Genomic DNA, 18143 nt, shown 5'->3' on the forward strand with positions numbered 1-18143 from the left:
ATACCGATCTTTTCTTGGTTATTCTCTCGGAAAGTCCAGGCCCATCTCGCGGTAGCGATCGGGGTCGTCGCCCCAGTTCTCGCGCACTTTGACGAACAGGAACAGGTGGACCGGCACGTCCAGGATCTGCATCAGCTCCTTGCGCGAGTCTGCGCCGATCGACTTGATGGTGGCGCCGCCCTTGCCGAGCACGATCTTGCGCTGGCTCTCGCGCTCGACGAAGATCGTCTGCTCGATCCGCACCGACTTGTCCTTGCGTTCCTCCCACTTGTCGGTCTCGACCGTGGACTGGTAGGGCAATTCCTGGTGCAGCTTCTGATAGATTTTCTCGCGCGTGATCTCGGCCGCCAGCTGCCGCATCGGCGCGTCCGACATCTGGTCCTCGGGGTAAAGGAACGGACCCGCCGGCACCATCTCGGACAGCGTCTTGCGGAGGTCGTCGACGCCGTCGCCCGAGATCGCCGCGATCATGAAGGTCCGCGCGAACTTCATGCGCTCGTTGGCGGCCTGCGCCAGCGCCAGCAGTTTCTCGCGCTGGACCAGGTCGACCTTGTTGATGACGAGGATCTTCTCGTGATTGACGCTGGCCGCCTTGGTGAGGATCGCCTCCGCCTCCTCGTCGATCCCGGTCTTGGCGTCGAGCAGCACGCAGACGAGATCGGCGTCATGCGCCCCGCTCCAGGCGGTCGAAACCATGGCGCGGTCGAGCCGGCGCTTGGGCAGGAAGATGCCGGGCGTGTCGACCAGAATGATCTGCGCGTTGTTCTCGATCACGATGCCGCGGATCAGCGCGCGCGTAGTCTGCACCTTGCGCGAGACGATCGTGACCTTGGCCCCGACCAGCGCGTTGACCAGCGTGGACTTGCCGACATTCGGCGCGCCGATCAGCGCAACGAAGCCGCAGCGCGTGGCAGTGGGCGCCTCGCCGCTTGTTTCAGCCGTCATTGCCGCCGCCAACGCCTTCACGTTCGATCATCACTGAAGCTGCTACTTTCTCTGCCGCGCGCTTGCTGCCGCCGATGCCCTCGGCCGGCGCGAGCCCCGGCAGGTCCACCGCGACGCGGAATTGCGGATCGTGGTGCGGGCCGGTGCGCTCGACCTCGCGGTAAACCGGCGTCGGCAGTCCCTTGCCCTGCGCCCATTCCTGCAGCACGGTCTTGGGATCGCGCAAGGGACGGCGCGGCTTGTGCATGCGTTCGGTCCAGTTGCGCTTGACGAACTCGGACGCCGCCGCGTACCCGCCGTCGAGGAAGACGGCGCCGATCACGGCCTCGCAGATGTCGCCGAGGATGGACTTGCGCAGGCGCGCGTCGGCGCTGGAGCCGACCGAGCCGAGCTTGATGTCGTCGAGCAGACCGAGCGACTTGGCGACGTCGGCGCAGCTTTCCTTGCGCACGAGTTCGGCAAGACGCTTGGACAGCTCGCCCTCATCGGCGTTCGGGAACGCGTGATAGAGCATGTCGGAGACGACCAGCCCGAGCACGTGGTCGCCGAGGAATTCCAGGCGCTGATAGCTGTCGCCCCGCTTGCGCCCGGACTTCAGCGCCGAGACATGCGTGATCGCCTGCATCAGCATATTCGGGTCGGCGAAGCTATGGCCGATGCGCGCCTCGAGCGCCGCGTTGGCATCGGTGCCCTTGGCCTTGCTGCTCCGTGTCCGCTTCTTCTTTGCAGGCGTCTTCGCTGCAGCTTCGCTCTCAGGAGCGGCTTGCGCCTCGGTCGGTTGGATCGCGATGTCCTTGGCTTCGTCTTTCATCGGACGATTTTGAAGAATCGATTCCAGCGCACCGCCCACGGCCAGCGCCAGAACATCCAGGCATGCTCGCCTTCGGCGATGGAGAAGAAGATCATCTGGGCGCGGCCGATCAGATTCTCCTGCGGCACATAGCCGACCTGGCCGAGGAAGCGGCTATCGGTGGAATTGTCGCGGTTGTCGCCCATCATGAAGAAATGGCCGGCTGGCACGGTGTAGACGTTGGTGTTGTCCACGTAGCCGTTGTCGGCGCAATCGAGCGTCTCATAGGACACCCCGTTCGGCAGCGTTTCCTTCCAGCGCTTCACGCGGGAGATGCCGCCACCTTCCGAGCCGCAGGGCTCCTCGCCGACATATTCGCTCATGCGCTGCCGCTCGACCGGCGTGTCGTTGATGTAGAGCAGCCCGTCCCGCATCTGGATGCGGTCTCCGGGAAGGCCGATCACGCGCTTGATGTAATCGGTGGAATCGTCCTTCGGCAGGCGAAACACGACGATGTCGCCGCGGTTCGGATCCGAGCCCCAGATCCGCCCGGAGAACAGCGGCGGCGAGAACGGAATCGAATAGTGGCTGTAGCCGTAGGAATATTTCGAGACGAACAGATAGTCGCCGACCAGCAGCGTCGCCTTCATCGAGCCGGACGGGATGTTGAACGGCTGGAACAGGAAGGTGCGGATCACCAGCGCGATCAGGAGAGCGTGGATCACGACCCGGATCGTTTCACCGACGCCGCTCTCAGTTTTCGTTCCTGAAGTCACGCTCATTGCTCTCTCAATTCCGCCCGGCGATCACAGAGCGCCCTCCTCCCGCGAACGGCCCACCGGTTCGCGGCGCAAGGAGATTGTCCTGATTCTGATAGTGAGGGCCAATTCCGGCGTAAAGCCGAATTCGCCCAAGCTGATTTTGTGTCCGCGGACTTTTAGACGGTTGTCGGAGGCCACGCAATCAAGGATCGCATCAAAACTGGATAAGTTATTGACTTACAACACAAATCGTAAAATCGCCGGGCCCCCTCAGGGTTTCGGCAGCGGGACGGCGGAAATGATCACGAAGGCCTGCGCCAGCGGCCAGTCGTCGGTGATCGACAGGTCGATCCGCGCCTCGAACCCCTCCGGGGTCAGGGCCTGGAGCCGGGCCAGCGCCCCGCCGGTCAGCTGCATGGTCGGCCGCCCGCCCGGCAGGTTGACCACCCCCATGTCGCGCCACCAGACGCCGCGCCGGATCCCGGTGCCGAGCGCCTTGGAGCAGGCCTCCTTGGCGGCAAAGCGCTTGGCGTAGGTCGCCACCACCATCTTCTCGTTCTTGGCCCGCCGCTCCGCCTTGGCCCGCTCGGCCGCGGTGAAGATGCGATCGAGGAAGCGCTCGCCATGGCGCTCGATCACCTTGCCGACGCGGGTGATGTCGATCAGGTCGGAGCCGATGCCGATGATCATGCCCGGCTCCGGCCGCGGTCCATCGCCGCGCGCATGCAGCGCACCGTCTCGGCAAGACCGACGAACAGTGCCTCGCCGATCATGTAGTAGCCGATGTTGAGCTCCATGATCTCTGGAAGCGCGGCAATCGTCTCCGCCGTCGCATAGTCGAGCCCGTGCCCGGCATGAACCTCCAGCCCGGCGGCCTTCGCCAGCTTCACCCCCGCCACGATCCGCTGCCATTCGGCCTCGGCCTTGGCGGTGTGGCCGTCGACCACGGCATCGCACCAGGCGCCGGTGTGGATCTCGATCACCGGCGCGCGCAGCCGCGCCGCCATCTCGATCTGGGCGGGATCGGCGGCGATGAACAGGGAGACCCGAATGCCGGCATCGTTCAGCCGGGCGATGTAGGGCGCGAGCGCGTTGTGCTGGCCGACCACATCCAGCCCGCCTTCGGTGGTCACCTCCTGCCGGCGCTCCGGCACCAGGCACACCGCGTGCGGCTTGGTCGCGAGCGAGATGCGCATCATGTCGTCGGTCGCCGCCATCTCGAAATTGAGCGGCCTGGAGATCTCGGCCTTCAGCCGCGCCATGTCCTCATCGCGGATGTGGCGGCGATCCTCGCGTAAATGGGCGGTGATGCCATCGGCGCCGGCTTCGATGGCCATCAGCGCCGCGCGCACCGGATCGGGATGGCGGCCGCCGCGCGCGTTACGCACGGTTGCGACGTGATCGATATTGACGCCGAGGCGAAGCGGAATTGCGGGCATTTCAGAAACTCACGAAATCGGGGGACGGACGGCTGCGGAAGACGTCTATCCATTAACACGTTCGACTTTGGCGACGACCGCCTTCGCGCGCAGCTGGGCCAGGATCGCGCTGAGGTGCTTCAGATCGTAGACTTCGAGATCGATCGTCGTCTCCGTGAAATCAGGCGAGCGGCGCTGCATGCTGATGTTGTCGATATTGCCGTCGTGCTCGGCGATCACGGTCGCGATCTGGGCAAGCGCACCGGGCTCGTTGACGTTCTCGACCTTGATGCGGGCGGGGAAGCGCTGCGGCGCGGAGTCCTCGATGTCCCAGCGGACGTCGAGCCAGCGCTCCGGCTCCTCCTCGAAATCCTTCAGGGCCGGCGCCTGGATCGGGTAGATCGTGATGCCCTCGCCCGGCGTGACGATGCCGACGATGCGATCGCCCGGCACGGCGCCGCCATTCGGCGCGAACTTGATCGGGAGGTCGGAATTGATGCCGCGGATCGGGATCGCGACCGGGCTGCGCGGCGGCTCCGACGACTTCTCCTTGAGCTTGGCGGCAAGCCCTTTCTTGACGCCGTAGCGCGCGATGCGCTCCTCCTTGTAGTCGGGGTACATCGCGCGCGCGACGTGGGAGGCCTTGATCTCGCCGCGGCCCACCGCCGCCATCACGTCCTCGATCGAGGTGCGCGCGAGCCGCGGTAGCGCGCCCTTGAGCTTGTCGTCGGCGTATTCGATCTTGGCGCGCTCGAACAGGCGTTCCACGATGCGCCGGCCGAGACCGGCATATTGATCGCGCACCGCAGTCCGCGTGGCACGGCGGATCGCGGCGCGCGCCTTGCCGGTGACCGCAAGCGTCTCCCAGGCCGAGGGCGGCGCCGATTGCGCTTCCGAGGTCAGCACCTCGACCTCGTCACCGTTCTGCAGCTCCGAGGACAGCGGCGCGAACTGGCCGTTGATCTTGCAGCCGACCGCGCTATTGCCGACGTCGGTGTGCACGGCATAGGCGAAGTCGATCACGTTGGCGTGGCGCGGCAGCGCGATCAGCTTGCCCTTGGGGGTGAAGCAGAACACCTGGTCGTGGAACAGCTCGAGCTTGGTGTGCTCGAGGAATTCCTCCGGGTTGGCACTCTCCGAAAGGATGCCGATGGTGTGGCGCAGCCAGGCGAACGCATTGGACTCGCGCTTGAGGAATTCGGTCGGCGAGCCGACGCCCTCCTTGTAGAAGACGTGCGCAGCGATGCCCCGCTCGGCGATCTGGTCCATCGCCTCGGTGCGGATCTGCAGCTCGACGCGCTGGTTGCCGGGGCCGATCACCGTGGTGTGGATCGAGCGGTAGTCGTTCTGCTTCGGCGTCGAGATGTAGTCCTTGAAGCGTCCCGGCACGACCGGCCAGGTGGTGTGGACGATGCCGAGCGCGCGATAGCAGGCCTCGATGTCGTTGACGACGAGGCGGAAGCCGAAGATGTCGGACAATTGCTCGAAGCCGACCGACTTGCGCTCCATCTTGGTCCAGATCGAGAACGGCTTCTTGCGGCGGCCATAGACCCGCGCCCCTAAGCCCCGGTGGCGCAGATTGTTGGAGAGCTGGTCCTCGATCTCGCCGATCAGGTTGCGGTTGCGCTCGGCGAGCGCGTCGAGCCGCTGCATCACCACCGAATAGGCCTCGGGATCGAGGGTGCGGAAGGACAGATCCTCCAGTTCCTCGCGCATTTCCTGCATGCCCATGCGGCCCGCCAGCGGCGCATAGATGTCGAGCGTCTCTTCGGCAATGCGCCTGCGCGATTCCGTCGGCACGAAATCCAGCGTACGCATGTTGTGCAGGCGGTCGGCGAGCTTGACCAGGAGCACGCGGACATCGTCAGCAATGGCCAGCAATAATTTGCGCAGGTTCTCGGCCTGCTTGGCCTCGCGCGACACCAGCTCGAGCCGCTTCAGCTTGGTCAGGCCCTCGACCAGCGCGCCGATCTCCGGCCCGAATATCTGGTCGATCTCGGCCCGCGTCGCTTCGGTGTCCTCGATGGTGTCGTGGAGCAGCGCGGCCACGATGGTGGCGTCGTCGAGCTTGAGGTCGGTGAGAATCGCTGCCACTTCGAGCGGGTGCGAGAAATACGGATCGCCCGAGGCGCGGGTCTGCGAGCCGTGCGCCTTCATGGCGTAGACATAGGCGCGGTTCAGCAAGTCTTCGTTGGTGTTGGGATTGTAGGACCTGACGCGCTCGACGAGGTCATATTGACGCATCATGCGCGCACGCGGCTTGGCCGGGCGCGCGACCGGCGCAGTCGGGGCCACGGCAACCGATTCGGTTGCGGCCTGCATCTGCGTGGATCTGCGGCGCCGATATACCATCCCGTCCTGCCTTCAAACGAGCCCGAGCCGGCCCGCTGTATACATCTTAGCTCCGATCGCGCTTGTGTCCGATCAATTCAGTGACAGGACGCATCGCCAAGTACAACGCATGGTAACCACGAAAACGTCAACAAAAGCAAAGGCCCGAACACCGGTTCGGGCCTTTGATAAAATCACAAGACATCGACGATCGCGACGGACGATTTACTCGTCTTCCTCGGGCTGCTCCTCGGGCGGCGCAAGGCCTTCGAGTCCCTTCAGGAGCTCCTCTTCGGTCATGCGCTCGACGGCGACTTCGGTATCGTCCGCATCGACGCTCGCGCCCGCGGAACCGATCAACGGCACCGTATCCGGCTCGGGCTCGTCGACCTCGACGAACTTCTGGAGCGAGTGCACCAGCTCCTCGCGCAGGTCCTCGGGCGAAATGGTCGTGTCAGCAATTTCGCGCAAAGACACAACAGGGTTCTTGTCGTTATCGCGGTCAACCGTTAGTTGTGAACCGGACGAAATCATGCGGGCACGGTGGGCGGCCAGCAGGACCAGGTCAAACCGGTTGTCGACCTTGTCGATACAATCTTCTACGGTGACGCGAGCCATGGACTGTCGCTCCGTTGTGGGTGGGACGAAATATGTGGATGATTGGGGCTAGTTATAGGGGCTGGGGCGGTTTCGCAAGGCCAATTTGTGATTTGGCCTCGCCAAACGGCTCTGCTACCCCCACATTGGGGCTGGGATGGGTGGTTACCCGGGCTGCCATCGATGGCGGCGCCGGGTGTATGGAAAGTCCGCCATAACTATACCTTGTTTGCCCCGACTTCTCCGGATTTGCGGTTTCGATGGGTTTTAGCGGCACTCTACAATTGCGCGGCCTCCTGCCGCCGCGCCAACAATAAACGATCAATCACGAACACTACGCGAGCAAACTGAATGTCACCTTCCTCTACCGACAAGATCGCGCTCTTCATCGACGGAGCCAATCTCTACGCGACGGCGAAAACTCTGGGCTTCGACATCGACTACAAGCGCCTGCTGAAGGAGTTTCAGAGCCGCGGCACGCTGCTTCGGGCGTTCTACTACACCGCCATCATCGAGGATCAGGAATACTCCTCGATCCGCCCGCTGATCGACTGGCTGGATTACAACGGCTACACCGTCGTCACCAAGGCGACCAAGGAGTTCATCGACGCCTCCGGCCGCCGCAAGGTCAAGGGCAATATGGACATCGAGCTCGCTGTGGACGCCATGGAGCTTGCCGAGCACATCGACCAGATGGTGCTGTTCTCCGGTGACGGCGACTTCCGCTCCCTGGTCGAGGCCGTGCAGCGCCGCGGCGTGCGGGTCACGGTGATCTCCACCATCGCCAGCCAGCCGCCGATGATCGCCGACGAGCTGCGCCGCCAGGCCGACGTCTTCACCGACCTCGTCGAGCTGCAATCCAAGCTCGGCCGCGATCCCTCCGAACGCCCCGCCCCGCGCGACCGCGGCGATCGCGAGGCCCGCCACCACGCCCCGCAATTCCTCCAGCGCGCAACCACCGTGGCGCCGAGGGGCGATGACGACTTCGAGGAGTGAGGCGGCCCGGTCAAGTCGCCAGGCTCCAACCGTCGTTCCCGACCGCAATTGTCCGCTCTGTCCGCGCCTGGTCGCCTTTCGCGAGGCGAACCGGGCGCGCGAGCCGTTGTGGCACAACGCGCCGGTCGCGCCCTTTGGCGACGTCAAGGCACGCCTGTTGATCGTCGGCCTCGCGCCGGGGATGCAGGGCGCCAACCGCACGGGACGGCCGTTCACCGGCGACTACGCCGGTGACCTGCTCTACGCCACGCTGCTCGAATATGGATTTGCCAAGGGCACCTATCAGGCGCGTCCCGACGACGGCCTGAAGCTGGTCGACTGCCGGATCGCCAATGCAGTGCATTGCGTTCCGCCGCAGAACAAACCGCTGCCGGTTGAGATCAACACCTGCCGCCAGTTCCTCGTCGCGAATCTCGAGACGATGCCGAAGCTGCGCGCGATCATCGCGCTCGGGCGGATTGCGCACGACAGCGTGCTCAAGCCGCTGAACCTGAAGGCCTCGCAGGCCCCCTTCGGCCACGGCGCCGTGCATCAGGCCGGCGCGTTCAGGCTCTACGACAGCTATCACTGCTCGCGCTACAACACGAATACCGGCGTGCTGACGCCGGACATGTTCCGGTCGGTGTTCGCGAAGGTGAAGGCCGATCTCGATTAGCGCCCGGGTTCAGGCTTTGGCCGGATTGGCCTTGAGCCAGTCCAGGACGTCGCCTGCGTTCCGGTCGGGCGGAAACACCGGGTAGAACACATGCGTGATCCTGGCGTCGTCGACGATCAGCGCAAGACGCTTGATCAGCGTCAGGCCCGCGACCTCCATCGTCGGCAGATTGAGCGCGCGCGTCAGCGCCAGCTTCTCGTCCGACAGCACGGGGAACGGCAGATGCAGCCGTGACGCCATCTCGGTCTGGTACGCGTTGCTCTGGGTCGAGAGGCCGAACACGTGGGAGGCGCCGGCGCCCTTCAGCTCGGCGAACAGATCGCGAAATGCGCAAGTCTGCGGCGTGCACCCGCGCGCGCCCGGGATCATGTCCCAATCGTCGACCAACGAAATCTTGCCGGGTTCGCCGGTGCGGGGATAAGCGAACACCACAGTCCGGCCACGCAGCGCCGACAGCGTCACCGAGGTGTCGTTGGTCGCGAGCAGGCCGATCGGCGGCAACGTCATGCCGGTCAGATGCGCGGCGGCGCCGTCGTCTTCGGGTGCGGGAATCTGGCTCCAATCGACCTCGAGCAGGTTCCGTTGGTTCATCTCGCTATCCCCTCGCCCGCATCAGGCGGCCCTTCTCCCGGCTCCAGTCGCGCTTCTTCTCGGTCTCGCGCTTGTCGTGGAGCTTCTTGCCCTTTGCAACCGCAAGCTGCAGTTTGGCGCGACCACGCTCGTTGAAATAGAGCTTGAGCGGGATCAGCGTCATGCCCTCACGGTCGACGGCGCCCATCAGCTTGTTGATCTGCCGGCGATGCAGCAGCAGCTTTCGCGGCCGCTTGGGCTCGTGATTGAAGCGGTTTCCTTGCAGATATTCGGGAATGGTGGCGTTGATCAGCCAGATCTCGCCGTCCTTGGAATCGGCATAGGACTCCGCGATCGTGCTCTTGCCGTTGCGGATCGACTTGACCTCGGTGCCGGTCAGCGCAATCCCCGCCTCGATCGTATCCTCGATCGCATAGTTGAAGCGGGCCTTGCGATTTTCCGCCATGACCTTGATCGGACGTTCGTTCTTTTCAGCCATGGCGACGAAACCTGAGCGCGATGCGCAGCGATGCTAACAGTTTGGATGAAGCGCGCGCGTCACTTCTTGAGGAGATCGCGGATCTCGGTCAGCAGCACGACCTCCGCCGACGGCTTCGGCGGCTCCGCGGGCTTGGTCTCTTCCTTCCGCTTCAGCGTGTTGATGGCGCGGATCACCAGGAACAGCACGAAGGCGACGATGATGAAGTTGATCGTCAGCGTCAGGAAGCTACCGTAAGCAAGTACGGCGCCTTGCTTTTTCGCATCCGCTAAGTTGGTGGCGGTCACCGCCTTCGACAAGGGGGCGAAGTAGTTCGAGAAGTCGAGGCCGCCCGTCGCTGCACCGATGATCGGCATGATGATGTCGCCGACCAGCGAGGTGACGATGGCGCCGAAGGCCGCACCGATGATGACGCCGACCGCGAGATCGACGACGTTGCCCTTCATGGCGAATTCGCGGAACTCCGTGAGCATCCGCCTGCCCTTCTCGTCGACGCTCATGAACGGCCCCCCCCCGATTGGTCAACCCATCAGTTGATCAACCCAGCATGAACCATGGCACTGCGCACGGCAACGCGGGTCGGCTCGGAGACCGGCACCATCGGCAGCCGCAGCGTCTCGTCGAGCTTGCCGAGCAGCGACATCGCGTACTTGATCGGCGCCGGGTTGCTCTCGATGAAGAGGTTGTTGTGCAGCGGCATCAGCTTGTCGTGGATCTTCAGCGCGGTGGCATGGTCACCCTTCGCCCAGGCGGCCTGGAACTCCGAGCACAGGCGCGGCGCGACGTTCGACGTCACCGAGATGCAGCCGTGGCCGCCATGCGCCATGTAGCCGATGATGGTCGCGTCCTCGCCCGAGAGCTGGTTGAAATCCTCGCCCATCGCCGCACGCTGCTGCGACACGCGCACCATGCTGGCGGTGGCGTCCTTCACGCCGGCGATGTTCTTGAGCTCCCACAGCCGCTTCATGGTGTCGACCGACATGTCGATCACCGAGCGCGGCGGGATGTTGTAGATGATGATCGGAATGCCGATCGCGTCGTTGATCGCCTTGAAGTGCTGGTACATGCCTTCCTGGGTCGGCTTGTTGTAGTAGGGCGTCACCACCAGCACGGCGCCCGCGCCGGCCTTCTCCGCGTGCTGGGCGAGCTCGATCGCCTCCTTGGTCGAGTTGGAGCCAGCACCGGCGATCACAGGCACGCGGCCCTTGGCTTCAGCGATACACCATTCGACCACCTTCTTGTGCTCGTCATGGCTGAGCGTCGGGCTCTCGCCGGTGGTGCCGACCGGGACCAGGCCGTTGGTGCCCTCCGAAATCTGCCAGTTGACCAGGGATCGGAATGCCGCCTCGTCCAGCGAGCCGTTCTTGAACGGCGTGACCAAGGCGGTGAACGACCCCCGGAATTTCGTCTTGGCTGCCATGGACTTCCTCCGTACGCGGCTATCTCTTGAGCAAGCCCCTTTCATATCGGGTCTATCCCGCCGGTAAAAGGCCCGCTTCCGTGTGACGCACCGTTTAGGCCGCGATTTTGCCGTGGTAGTGGTGCAAACCCGCCCGCGGTAAGCCGCTGTTGGTATTTTGTCCGCATATTCAATCAAATACAGCTAGATCTTGAGCCACTTGACTGATTCGGGGCGACCAAACCCGTGACCTCATTCCCTCGTGCCGCCTGGCGATCCACCGGTCTCATCGTGTGCCTGATGGCAGGGCTGTCGGTCGGCTGCGCCGCCCTGGCCAAGTCCAATGAGACACCTGCGGAAGCCGGCAAGGACACCGCGAAGCCGGCCGCCAAGGACGCTGCCAAGGACAGCGCGAAGGGCTCGTCCAAGGGAACCGGCAAGGAAACTTCGAAGGACGCGGCCAAAGGAGCAAGCCAGGGAGCAAGCAAGGGCGCGAGCAAGGGTGCCGCTGGCGCTCCGGCGAAGGACGCTGCGAAGAAACCGGCCAAGGAGATCGGCAAGGACGGCGGCAAGAGCGCCGGAACAGAGCCCGCGAAGGACAAGCCCAAGCCTGCAGCAACGCCTGCCGCAAAGCCCGCCGTAGCGACCCCTGCGCCGAAATCGCATCCGGCCGCCAGCGGTTCGCCGCCGAAAACGGCCCCCGCGCCGGCCGTGACCGCCACCGTCAGACCTTCCGCCCCCGCGGCCAGACCGGCCGCAGCGCCGGTGCTGGCTCCGGCGACCCGCCAGCATGCCGCGCCGCGCAAGCCGGTCATACCGGCCGCGGTCGCTGCGACGTCGTCGACGCCCCAGGGTGACAAGGACGCCCTCGAGAGTGTCATCGAGCTCGTGCGCAAGCGCAAGGCGGGTGACGCCAGCAGCGTCGCAGCGGGCATCTCGGATCCGGTCGCGCGAAAACTCGCGGAATGGATCATCCTGCGCAGCGAGGACAATGGCGCGACCGTGGAGCGCTACCGCGCCTTCCTCTCCGCCAATCCGAGCTGGCCGTCGCAAACCTTCCTGCGCCGGCGCCTCGAGGCCGCGATGTGGGACGACAGGCGCGACGATTCCGTCGCGTGGTCGTGGTTCGAGAACGAATCTCCGATCTCCGCCAAGGGCCGCTTCACGCTCGCCAAGGCGATGCTGGCGCGCGGCGACCGCGCCAATGCCGAGCGGCTGGTGCGCGAGGCCTGGCGCAGCGATCCGATGTCCGAGGACACCGAGAACAACGCGCTCGACCAGTTCGGCGCCCTGCTGACGCCGGGCGACCAGAAGGCGCGGATGGACACCCTGCTCTACGGCAGCGAGAACGAGGCCGCGCTGCGCGCCGCAAAGCGCCTGGGCGCCGGCTATGTCGCACTCGCCAAGGCCCGCATCGCCGCCGTCAAGAAGGCGCCGAACGCGCGCGCGCTGCTCGACGCCGTGCCCCGCGAGCTGCACAACGACCCCGGCTTCACCTTCAGCAGGATCCAGCTGCTGCGCCGCGAGGAGAAGTTCGCCGAAGCAGCCCAGCTCATGCTGTCGGCGCCGAAGGATCCGAACCGGCTCCACAATCTCGACGAATGGTGGATCGAGCGGCGTCTTTTGGCGCGCAAGATGATCGACACCGAGGAATTCCGCAGCGCCTATCTGATCGCGCGCGACGCCGCACTGCCCTCGCGCGACATCTACAAGACCGAGCAGGAGTTCACGGCCGGGTGGATCGCGCTGCGCTTCCTCAACGACCCTGCGGCCGCCACCCAGCATTTCGCCCGCATCGGCGTCGGCAGCGTCAATCCGACCGCGCTGGCGCGTGCCGGCTATTGGCAGGGCCGCGCCGCGGAAGCGGCGGGGCGCCAGCAGGAGGCGCGCAACGCCTATGCCCGCGCGGCCGAACAATCGACCAGCTATTACGGCCAGCTCGCCCGGGCCAAGCTCGGCCTGCCGCAGATCGAGCTCAACAGCCAGCCGCGCGGCCGCGGCGCCGAGCGGCTGGAGATCGTGCGCGCCGCGCACCTGCTCTACGAGCTCGACGAGCGCGAGATGGCGATACCGCTGCTGGCCGACATGGGCGAGAACGGCGATCCCGAAGCACTCGCCGGCCTCGGCGAGCTGACCCAGCGCTACAACGATGCGCGCGGCATGCTGCTGCTCGGCAAGGCCGCGCTCAATCGCGGCCTGCCGTTCGACTTTTACGCCTACCCCGTCAACGGCATTCCGCAGTTCACCCCGATCGGTCCCGACGTCGAGCGCAGCATCGTCTATGCGATCGCGCGGCAGGAGAGCGCATTCAATCCGTCAGTGGTCTCGCCGGCGCAGGCCTACGGCCTGATGCAGGTGACGCCCGACGCCGCGCGCTATGTCTGCAAGCGTCACGGCGCGACTTACGATCTGGGGCGGCTGAAGAACGATTCGGTCTACAACGCCACGCTCGGCTCGGCCGAGCTCGGCGGACTGCTCGAGGATTATCGCGGCTCCTACATCATGACCTTTGCCGCCTACAATGCCGGCCGCGGCAGCGTGAAGAAGTGGGTCGAGCGCTACGGCGATCCGCGCGACCCCAAGGTCGACGCGGTCGACTGGGTCGAGCTGATTCCGTTCTCCGAGACGCGCAACTACGTGCAGCGGATCATGGAGAACCTGCAAGTCTACCGCGCCCGCTTCGGCGGCGGCACACGGCTACAGATCGAAGCCGATCTGCGCCGTGGCGCCGGCAGCGTGGAATAGCGATCCGCTCTTTCGATTCGCAGCCGCGAGCAGGGGTGGCGAGCGCTGCCGTTGCCTCACGGTGCAGATGAAGGGCCTGTCGCCACCGCTGCAAAGACAGACCAGCGAAGCGTATGCGCGGCCGCGCCGGCCAGCGCAGCTCTCCGCCCGCGCGCCACTGCCAGGGATGGGAAGCGCGGAGCTTCCCTCTCCCACCCCGGAGCAATCGCATTTGGGAGCGCCCCCTCTGTAGCTAACCTTCGAGACGCCCGCCGTTGGCGGGCCCTCAGGATGAGGACGGAGTGTGCGGCAGCAGTCTTGACGGGCACTGATGCCGCTTGGCCTCAGCCTCAGGAGACCGCCACGGGGCCGCGCAAAGGGCGGCCTTATGACAGGCTTCGCGGTCGTCTCGAATGACGAGGCGCGCGCTCAGTTGGCGGAAAACGCCGTGTGCGATTGCCCTGCCCTCCCACCACGACTTCCATCAGATCGCAACGAAGACCGTCAATGGAGAGCGATGCGCCAAACTTGGCCCATTGCGCCAAGCGAGAAGGCAGCATCGCGGCAAAGGAAAAGCCCCGGCGGTTTCCCGCCGGGGCTCTCTGTCAGGTCGTTAGACCGAACTTACCAGTTGCGCTGAGCGCGGAGGAGCAGGGTGATGGTGTCCTGATCCTTCAGCTCGTACACAGCGGCCGGCTTGGCCGTCGTGCCGGCACCAGCGTAACCAACCGTACCGGAGTACTTCTGGTCGAGATGGGTCCAGTTCAGGTCAGCCGAGAACGTGAGGTTCTTGACCGGAGTCCAGCGGGTGATGATACCGACCTGGCCGATGGCGAAGTCAGGATTACAACCCGTCACACCGGCGAGACCGCCGAACACGCCGCCAGCACCACCGGCGCCGCAAAGCGTGGTCTTGGCCAGCGAGCCGAACTGTGCCTGAGCGTAGGCACCGTAGAGCGCGGTGTTCCAGTAGGGATCCCAGTTGTGGGTGTAGGCACCACGGAAGCCCCAGGTCTTCACAGTCTCCTGCGACGAGCCGGTCACGAACACGGTGTCCGGAGCGATGGCGAAGCCGACGCTCTGGTAGGCAACGCCCGAGCTGCCGAACATCGAGTAGCTGCCGCCCGACAGGTTCTGGAAGTTGTAACGGGACGCGCCGTCGGTGTAGACGCCCGAAATGTTGATCACGTCACCCGCGCCGGTCGGGATGTTCTTGATCGACAGAGCGAGCTGAACAGCCCAACCCCACTTGTCGTCGGGGTGGCCAGTCGGCTCGGTGGCGCCGTAGTAGGCAACGTGGTTGTCATGCGCAGCGACCGATGCCTGGAACAGACCCCAAGCCTGGTCGACACGAACCATACCGACGAGGTTCGGCGAACGCGAACCGCCGATGGCGTTCGAGCCATACGAACCGCCGATCATGCCAGTCGCCGAAGCGCCGGTCATGTTGAGGTTGCCGGCCTGGTAGTAAGCCGTCGCGTCTTCCGCCGAGAACGACGCCGTCACGCCCTGACCGAAGTCAGCGGTGTAGGTGAACTGGTTGACACCAGTGACCGTGCCGCTGCCGCCGACGAGGCTGTCGAAGTTATTGCCGGGATAGTTGGTCCAGGGCGCGTCGAACTGCGACACGGCCTTACCCATGGTGAAGCCGGCGAACTGGATGAAGGCGTAGTACACGCCGAGCGAACCGCCCGAGGTGTTGCCGTCGGTGCCGTTGATCGACGAACCAACGAGCGCCGGTGTGGCGCCGGAGGTGTTGAGAGCCAGCGTGCCGCTGTAGGCGGTCGTGCCGGTCGCGCTGCCCGTACCGGCGTAGTTGCCGGTGGTCCAGGAGAACACGCCGTCGAAGAAGGTACGGACGACGCCGTACTCGGTCGCGGTGCGCGTGTCGATGTTGAGATCTTCACGAGCGCGCATGGTGTAGTAGTTCGTCAGACGGTTGCGCGAACCGTTGTTCGACGTGAGCTGACCGCTGAAGCTCGAGTTGGTGTTCAGCGCGACTTCAGCGCGCAGATAACCACCCAGCTTGATGCAGGTGTCGGTGCCCGGGATGTAGTAGAAGCCCGCGCCGTACAGCGAGCAGATCTTCACGTATTCGACCGCCTTGGCCTTCACGGGCAGATCGGCTGCTTGAGCTCCGCCCACGGCGATCAGACCCGCCGCTGAGCCGAGCAAAAGGCTCTTAACCAACTTCATGTTAAACCTCCAAGTTGCTCTTCAGGGAAGGTCACTGACCGGACGGCCAATTCCCCAACCCCCTCTAAATCACCGCTCCGGGCTCCTTCGCGTCTTCGGACACACCCGCATGAACGCGAGGGACTTAAGCGAAATGACCTAAACGGGACGACCTCGGGATGCCCCCCTCCGTCGCTCAGTCACAATTACCGAACGTCCTTGCACACACAACAAGAGAACGCTTTGAAACGGGCCTATGAAGCTTGTTTTCCGGCGGGTGTTGCACAAATAACACGCAGATGTGACCGGAGCGCCCTCGCAACCAATTGTTTTCTTTGATGTTTTAGAGACGGTTCCTTTTGCCATCAAAGTTCCGCACTTAAGGCACCGCAAGCGAGATCTCGGCCTGGAGGGGCTTTGACGCCCTCGAATCGTAGAATCGGAGGGAGACTCGAGGAGAACGCATCGACCTGCTCCGCGCCTCCCCAGCCTGATGCAGGCGCGGCTTCAAGGTGCACGACGAGCACCTTTGTGGATAGCGGGGCTATTGGAGCCGGCTGACGGAGATGCCACGAATCGAACTTTCGACCGCCCGCCCCCGCTCAATCGATTCTTCCAGTAAACTCAGTCTCTTACGCGAGCTAAGACGTTCTCATGGGCGGAACTATCCTTCGAGATGCGCCGGACGCTCCAACTCTGTGCCCGATTCTCGCAACGTTACGGTCACGCCCCGGGAGCAAACTGCTTTGCTGCGAAAATCGCTGGGAATATTCGAGCGAAAACACACGCTTCCAAATTGACCGGCCCGAGTAATTAGATGCATAAGGCTCGCACCGGAGAGGTGGCCGAGTGGCTGAAGGCAACGCTTTGCTAAAGCGTCATACGGTCTCAAGCTGTATCGAGGGTTCGAATCCCTCCCTCTCCGCCACCCAGCGGCAGAATCAATCAAGGTCTGGGCGTTCTTTCACCTGAGTGCGCTCGTGAGGCCGCGCGAAAGCCTGGCGCAAGGATCGGCGCGGCGAGCTCCAGCTCGATTCGCGCCATCTTATATGTGTGGATATGTGTGTGGTCCGTGCCTACCGGTGGAACCGCCAGATCCGCCAATGCGAGGGCGAAATCAGCACCGCCTCGCCGGCCCAGACGTTGTACCAGACGCCGGACCTGCGCCGGCACGGGAACGACCAGGGCAGAATCCCCGTCTTGTGCGGACGTCCGAGTTCCAGATCGCACTCATCGGGAGCGATCTGAATCGGCAGCCATCGTCTCTTAGTGTCGGGCTCGCTCATGCCGCACGGGTCTTATGTGGCGGCACGACGAAGAAACTTGATTCAGCGCAACCAGGCCCACCCGTGCGAACACGGGTGCGGATGCAATTCTCGGTTCAGTGCGTGGAGACCCACGCCCTCGCCTCGCGCTGCGCGGCCGAGATCTCGGCATCCGACATCTGCCCGGCGACTTCCTGGCGCAGCGTCACGGCGTCCTTGCGGCCCTTCAGGGCGGCGAGGTTGAACCATTTGTGTGCGGCGACGAGATCGACGAGCCCGGAACGGCCGCTCGCCCAATAGATCCCCCGCTCGAACAGCACGTCCGACAGCGCGGTCGCGTCGATCGGCGTTGCCGTCTCCAGATCGAAAGTACCCTGAAACATAACGCATCCCCTTTTTCTTGTGCCTTGCTCCCCCGAGCGCGGCTCCCGTCCAACTCTGATGTGCATGCCCCTTCCCGGGACCGTGCACTGTTCAACTCATCCCTTAGTCTTTTTACCCAACGCCGTTTGCCGGCTTGTTGGAGGCGATGATGATGGGCAAATTTGAATGGCAGTTTAAGTATCGCGATGAAGCAGACGTAAACGCGAGCGCGCGGCGCCGGCGCACAGAATTCAAGAAGTCCCTGATTTGCAGGCACTTCCGCGATTCGTCAGATTTGGTTTACCTTGGGATTTTGGGACATCGATAACCATCGCGCGCGGTGGGCGCCGCCTCCGCCCTGTCATTCCCCACGCGGGCGGGAATCCAGTACGCCGCAGCCCATCGATTCAACCACTGCCGTCTCGGCGTGCTGGATCGCCCGGTCGGAGCCGGGCGATGACACCGCGAATGGCAAAGCGTGGCGCAAACACCACGCAATCGGGCCTCAGCCCTTGCCTGCCCCAAGGCAGCACGACAAGAGCGGCGCGGACGCGCTGTGGTCAGATCAGCAATGTGGGGAAAAGGAATGCCGGCAATACCCCGGCCTCAGGAGAACGAGGGCGTCGGCGAACACGTCAGGACCAGATTCCACTTT

17 protein-coding genes and 1 tRNA gene are annotated in these 18143 nt (G+C 64.3%); 4 read left to right on the forward strand and 14 right to left on the reverse strand.

Annotation, left to right across the window (positions count from 1 at the left end):
* Positions 1-18: 18 nt before the first annotated feature.
* The 7 genes from era to rpoZ all read right to left on the reverse strand — a co-directional run bounded on the left by era (position 19) and on the right by rpoZ (position 6863).
* The gene (gene era / locus XI04_RS22790; RefSeq protein ID WP_028144378.1) at positions 19-945 is read right to left on the reverse strand and encodes a GTPase Era; all 927 of its coding nucleotides are present in this window, start codon (positions 943-945) and stop codon (positions 19-21) included.
* A complete protein-coding gene (gene rnc, locus XI04_RS22795; protein ID WP_028144379.1) occupies positions 935-1756 on the reverse strand; it encodes a ribonuclease III in 822 nt (273 codons plus the stop codon). Before rnc ends, era begins: the two co-directional genes overlap by 11 nt.
* Positions 1753-2517, reverse strand: a complete 765-nt coding sequence (lepB, locus tag XI04_RS22800) for a signal peptidase I (protein WP_018320011.1) — start codon at positions 2515-2517, stop codon at positions 1753-1755. Before lepB ends, rnc begins: the two co-directional genes overlap by 4 nt.
* 249 nt (positions 2518-2766) lie before the next feature.
* Complete coding sequence (gene acpS, locus XI04_RS22805; protein WP_028144381.1) at positions 2767-3186, reverse strand: holo-ACP synthase; 420 nt, start codon at positions 3184-3186, stop codon at positions 2767-2769.
* Positions 3183-3935, reverse strand: a complete 753-nt coding sequence (locus XI04_RS22810) for a pyridoxine 5'-phosphate synthase (protein WP_038972469.1) — start codon at positions 3933-3935, stop codon at positions 3183-3185. The genes acpS and XI04_RS22810 overlap by 4 nt, the downstream gene beginning before the upstream one ends.
* 45 nt (positions 3936-3980) lie before the next feature.
* Positions 3981-6266 carry a RelA/SpoT family protein gene (locus tag XI04_RS22815; RefSeq protein WP_018320008.1) on the reverse strand — a complete coding sequence of 762 codons (2286 nt, stop codon included), beginning with the start codon at positions 6264-6266 and terminating at the stop codon, positions 3981-3983.
* A 204-nt stretch (positions 6267-6470) separates the two neighbouring features.
* A complete protein-coding gene (gene rpoZ, locus XI04_RS22820; RefSeq protein WP_008133017.1) occupies positions 6471-6863 on the reverse strand; it encodes a DNA-directed RNA polymerase subunit omega in 393 nt (130 codons plus the stop codon).
* A 330-nt stretch (positions 6864-7193) separates the two neighbouring features.
* Between rpoZ and XI04_RS22825 the strand changes: the two genes are divergently transcribed.
* A complete protein-coding gene (locus tag XI04_RS22825; RefSeq protein WP_028144383.1) occupies positions 7194-7838 on the forward strand; it encodes a LabA-like NYN domain-containing protein in 645 nt (214 codons plus the stop codon).
* Positions 7819-8493 (forward strand): uracil-DNA glycosylase, encoded by a 675-nt coding sequence (locus XI04_RS22830; protein WP_038950895.1) that lies wholly within the window; start codon positions 7819-7821, stop codon positions 8491-8493. The genes XI04_RS22825 and XI04_RS22830 overlap by 20 nt, the downstream gene beginning before the upstream one ends.
* A gap of 9 nt (positions 8494-8502) precedes the next feature.
* On the opposite strand, the gene XI04_RS22835 is transcribed toward XI04_RS22830, so the two are convergent.
* Genes XI04_RS22835 through dapA form a run of 4 tightly spaced genes read right to left on the reverse strand, consistent with a single transcriptional unit; the run spans position 8503 to position 10982 of the window.
* Positions 8503-9084, reverse strand: a complete 582-nt coding sequence (locus XI04_RS22835; RefSeq protein ID WP_028144385.1) for a peroxiredoxin — start codon at positions 9082-9084, stop codon at positions 8503-8505.
* 4 nt (positions 9085-9088) lie between these two features.
* Positions 9089-9562, reverse strand: coding sequence for an SsrA-binding protein SmpB (gene smpB, locus XI04_RS22840; RefSeq protein WP_018320004.1), 474 nt, complete (start codon positions 9560-9562; stop codon positions 9089-9091).
* Between the two features lie 59 nt (positions 9563-9621).
* Positions 9622-10035 carry a large conductance mechanosensitive channel protein MscL gene (gene mscL / locus XI04_RS22845; protein ID WP_028144386.1) on the reverse strand — a complete coding sequence of 138 codons (414 nt, stop codon included), beginning with the start codon at positions 10033-10035 and terminating at the stop codon, positions 9622-9624.
* A gap of 56 nt (positions 10036-10091) precedes the next feature.
* The gene (gene dapA, locus XI04_RS22850; protein WP_095426319.1) at positions 10092-10982 is read right to left on the reverse strand and encodes a 4-hydroxy-tetrahydrodipicolinate synthase; all 891 of its coding nucleotides are present in this window, start codon (positions 10980-10982) and stop codon (positions 10092-10094) included.
* 279 nt (positions 10983-11261) lie between these two features.
* Between dapA and XI04_RS22855 the strand changes: the two genes are divergently transcribed.
* A complete protein-coding gene (locus XI04_RS22855) occupies positions 11262-13706 on the forward strand; it encodes a lytic transglycosylase domain-containing protein (RefSeq protein ID WP_049824272.1) in 2445 nt (814 codons plus the stop codon).
* 603 nt (positions 13707-14309) lie between these two features.
* Here XI04_RS22855 and XI04_RS22860 read toward each other — a convergent pair.
* Positions 14310-15881, reverse strand: a complete 1572-nt coding sequence (locus XI04_RS22860; RefSeq protein WP_038974922.1) for a porin — start codon at positions 15879-15881, stop codon at positions 14310-14312.
* Positions 15882-16695: 814 nt separating this feature from the next.
* On the opposite strand from XI04_RS22860, the gene XI04_RS22865 reads away from it, so the two are divergent.
* Positions 16696-16788, forward strand: a tRNA-Ser gene (locus tag XI04_RS22865).
* Between the two features lie 148 nt (positions 16789-16936).
* Here XI04_RS22865 and XI04_RS22870 read toward each other — a convergent pair.
* Complete coding sequence (locus XI04_RS22870; protein ID WP_080670245.1) at positions 16937-17146, reverse strand: hypothetical protein; 210 nt, start codon at positions 17144-17146, stop codon at positions 16937-16939.
* Positions 17147-17241: 95 nt separating this feature from the next.
* Positions 17242-17508, reverse strand: a complete 267-nt coding sequence (locus XI04_RS22875) for a hypothetical protein (protein ID WP_018321086.1) — start codon at positions 17506-17508, stop codon at positions 17242-17244.
* Positions 17509-18143 lie beyond the last annotated feature (635 nt).

The organism is Bradyrhizobium sp. CCBAU 11430 (assembly GCF_028128855.1).
Lineage (GTDB): Bacteria > Pseudomonadota > Alphaproteobacteria > Rhizobiales > Xanthobacteraceae > Bradyrhizobium > Bradyrhizobium ottawaense.

What these genes read in the sequence shown, in the direction of transcription:
- acpS (WP_028144381.1), bottom strand. Translation starts at nt 3,186, where the DNA reads ATGATCATCGGCATCGGCTCCGACCTGATCGACATCACCCGCGTCGGC.
- smpB (WP_018320004.1), bottom strand. Translation starts at nt 9,562, where the DNA reads ATGGCTGAAAAGAACGAACGTCCGATCAAGGTCATGGCGGAAAATCGC.
- era (WP_028144378.1), bottom strand. Translation starts at nt 945, where the DNA reads ATGACGGCTGAAACAAGCGGCGAGGCGCCCACTGCCACGCGCTGCGGC.
- XI04_RS22825 (WP_028144383.1), top strand. Translation starts at nt 7,194, where the DNA reads ATGTCACCTTCCTCTACCGACAAGATCGCGCTCTTCATCGACGGAGCC.
- XI04_RS22810 (WP_038972469.1), bottom strand. Translation starts at nt 3,935, where the DNA reads ATGCCCGCAATTCCGCTTCGCCTCGGCGTCAATATCGATCACGTCGCA.
- XI04_RS22860 (WP_038974922.1), bottom strand. Translation starts at nt 15,881, where the DNA reads ATGAAGTTGGTTAAGAGCCTTTTGCTCGGCTCAGCGGCGGGTCTGATC.
- rnc (WP_028144379.1), bottom strand. Translation starts at nt 1,756, where the DNA reads ATGAAAGACGAAGCCAAGGACATCGCGATCCAACCGACCGAGGCGCAA.
- rpoZ (WP_008133017.1), bottom strand. Translation starts at nt 6,863, where the DNA reads ATGGCTCGCGTCACCGTAGAAGATTGTATCGACAAGGTCGACAACCGG.
- mscL (WP_028144386.1), bottom strand. Translation starts at nt 10,035, where the DNA reads ATGCTCACGGAGTTCCGCGAATTCGCCATGAAGGGCAACGTCGTCGAT.
- dapA (WP_095426319.1), bottom strand. Translation starts at nt 10,982, where the DNA reads ATGGCAGCCAAGACGAAATTCCGGGGGTCGTTCACCGCCTTGGTCACG.
- XI04_RS22835 (WP_028144385.1), bottom strand. Translation starts at nt 9,084, where the DNA reads ATGAACCAACGGAACCTGCTCGAGGTCGATTGGAGCCAGATTCCCGCA.
- XI04_RS22875 (WP_018321086.1), bottom strand. Translation starts at nt 17,508, where the DNA reads ATGTTTCAGGGTACTTTCGATCTGGAGACGGCAACGCCGATCGACGCG.
- XI04_RS22855 (WP_049824272.1), top strand. Translation starts at nt 11,262, where the DNA reads ATGGCAGGGCTGTCGGTCGGCTGCGCCGCCCTGGCCAAGTCCAATGAG.
- XI04_RS22815 (WP_018320008.1), bottom strand. Translation starts at nt 6,266, where the DNA reads ATGGTATATCGGCGCCGCAGATCCACGCAGATGCAGGCCGCAACCGAA.
- XI04_RS22830 (WP_038950895.1), top strand. Translation starts at nt 7,819, where the DNA reads ATGACGACTTCGAGGAGTGAGGCGGCCCGGTCAAGTCGCCAGGCTCCA.
- XI04_RS22870 (WP_080670245.1), bottom strand. Translation starts at nt 17,146, where the DNA reads ATGAGCGAGCCCGACACTAAGAGACGATGGCTGCCGATTCAGATCGCT.
- lepB (WP_018320011.1), bottom strand. Translation starts at nt 2,517, where the DNA reads ATGAGCGTGACTTCAGGAACGAAAACTGAGAGCGGCGTCGGTGAAACG.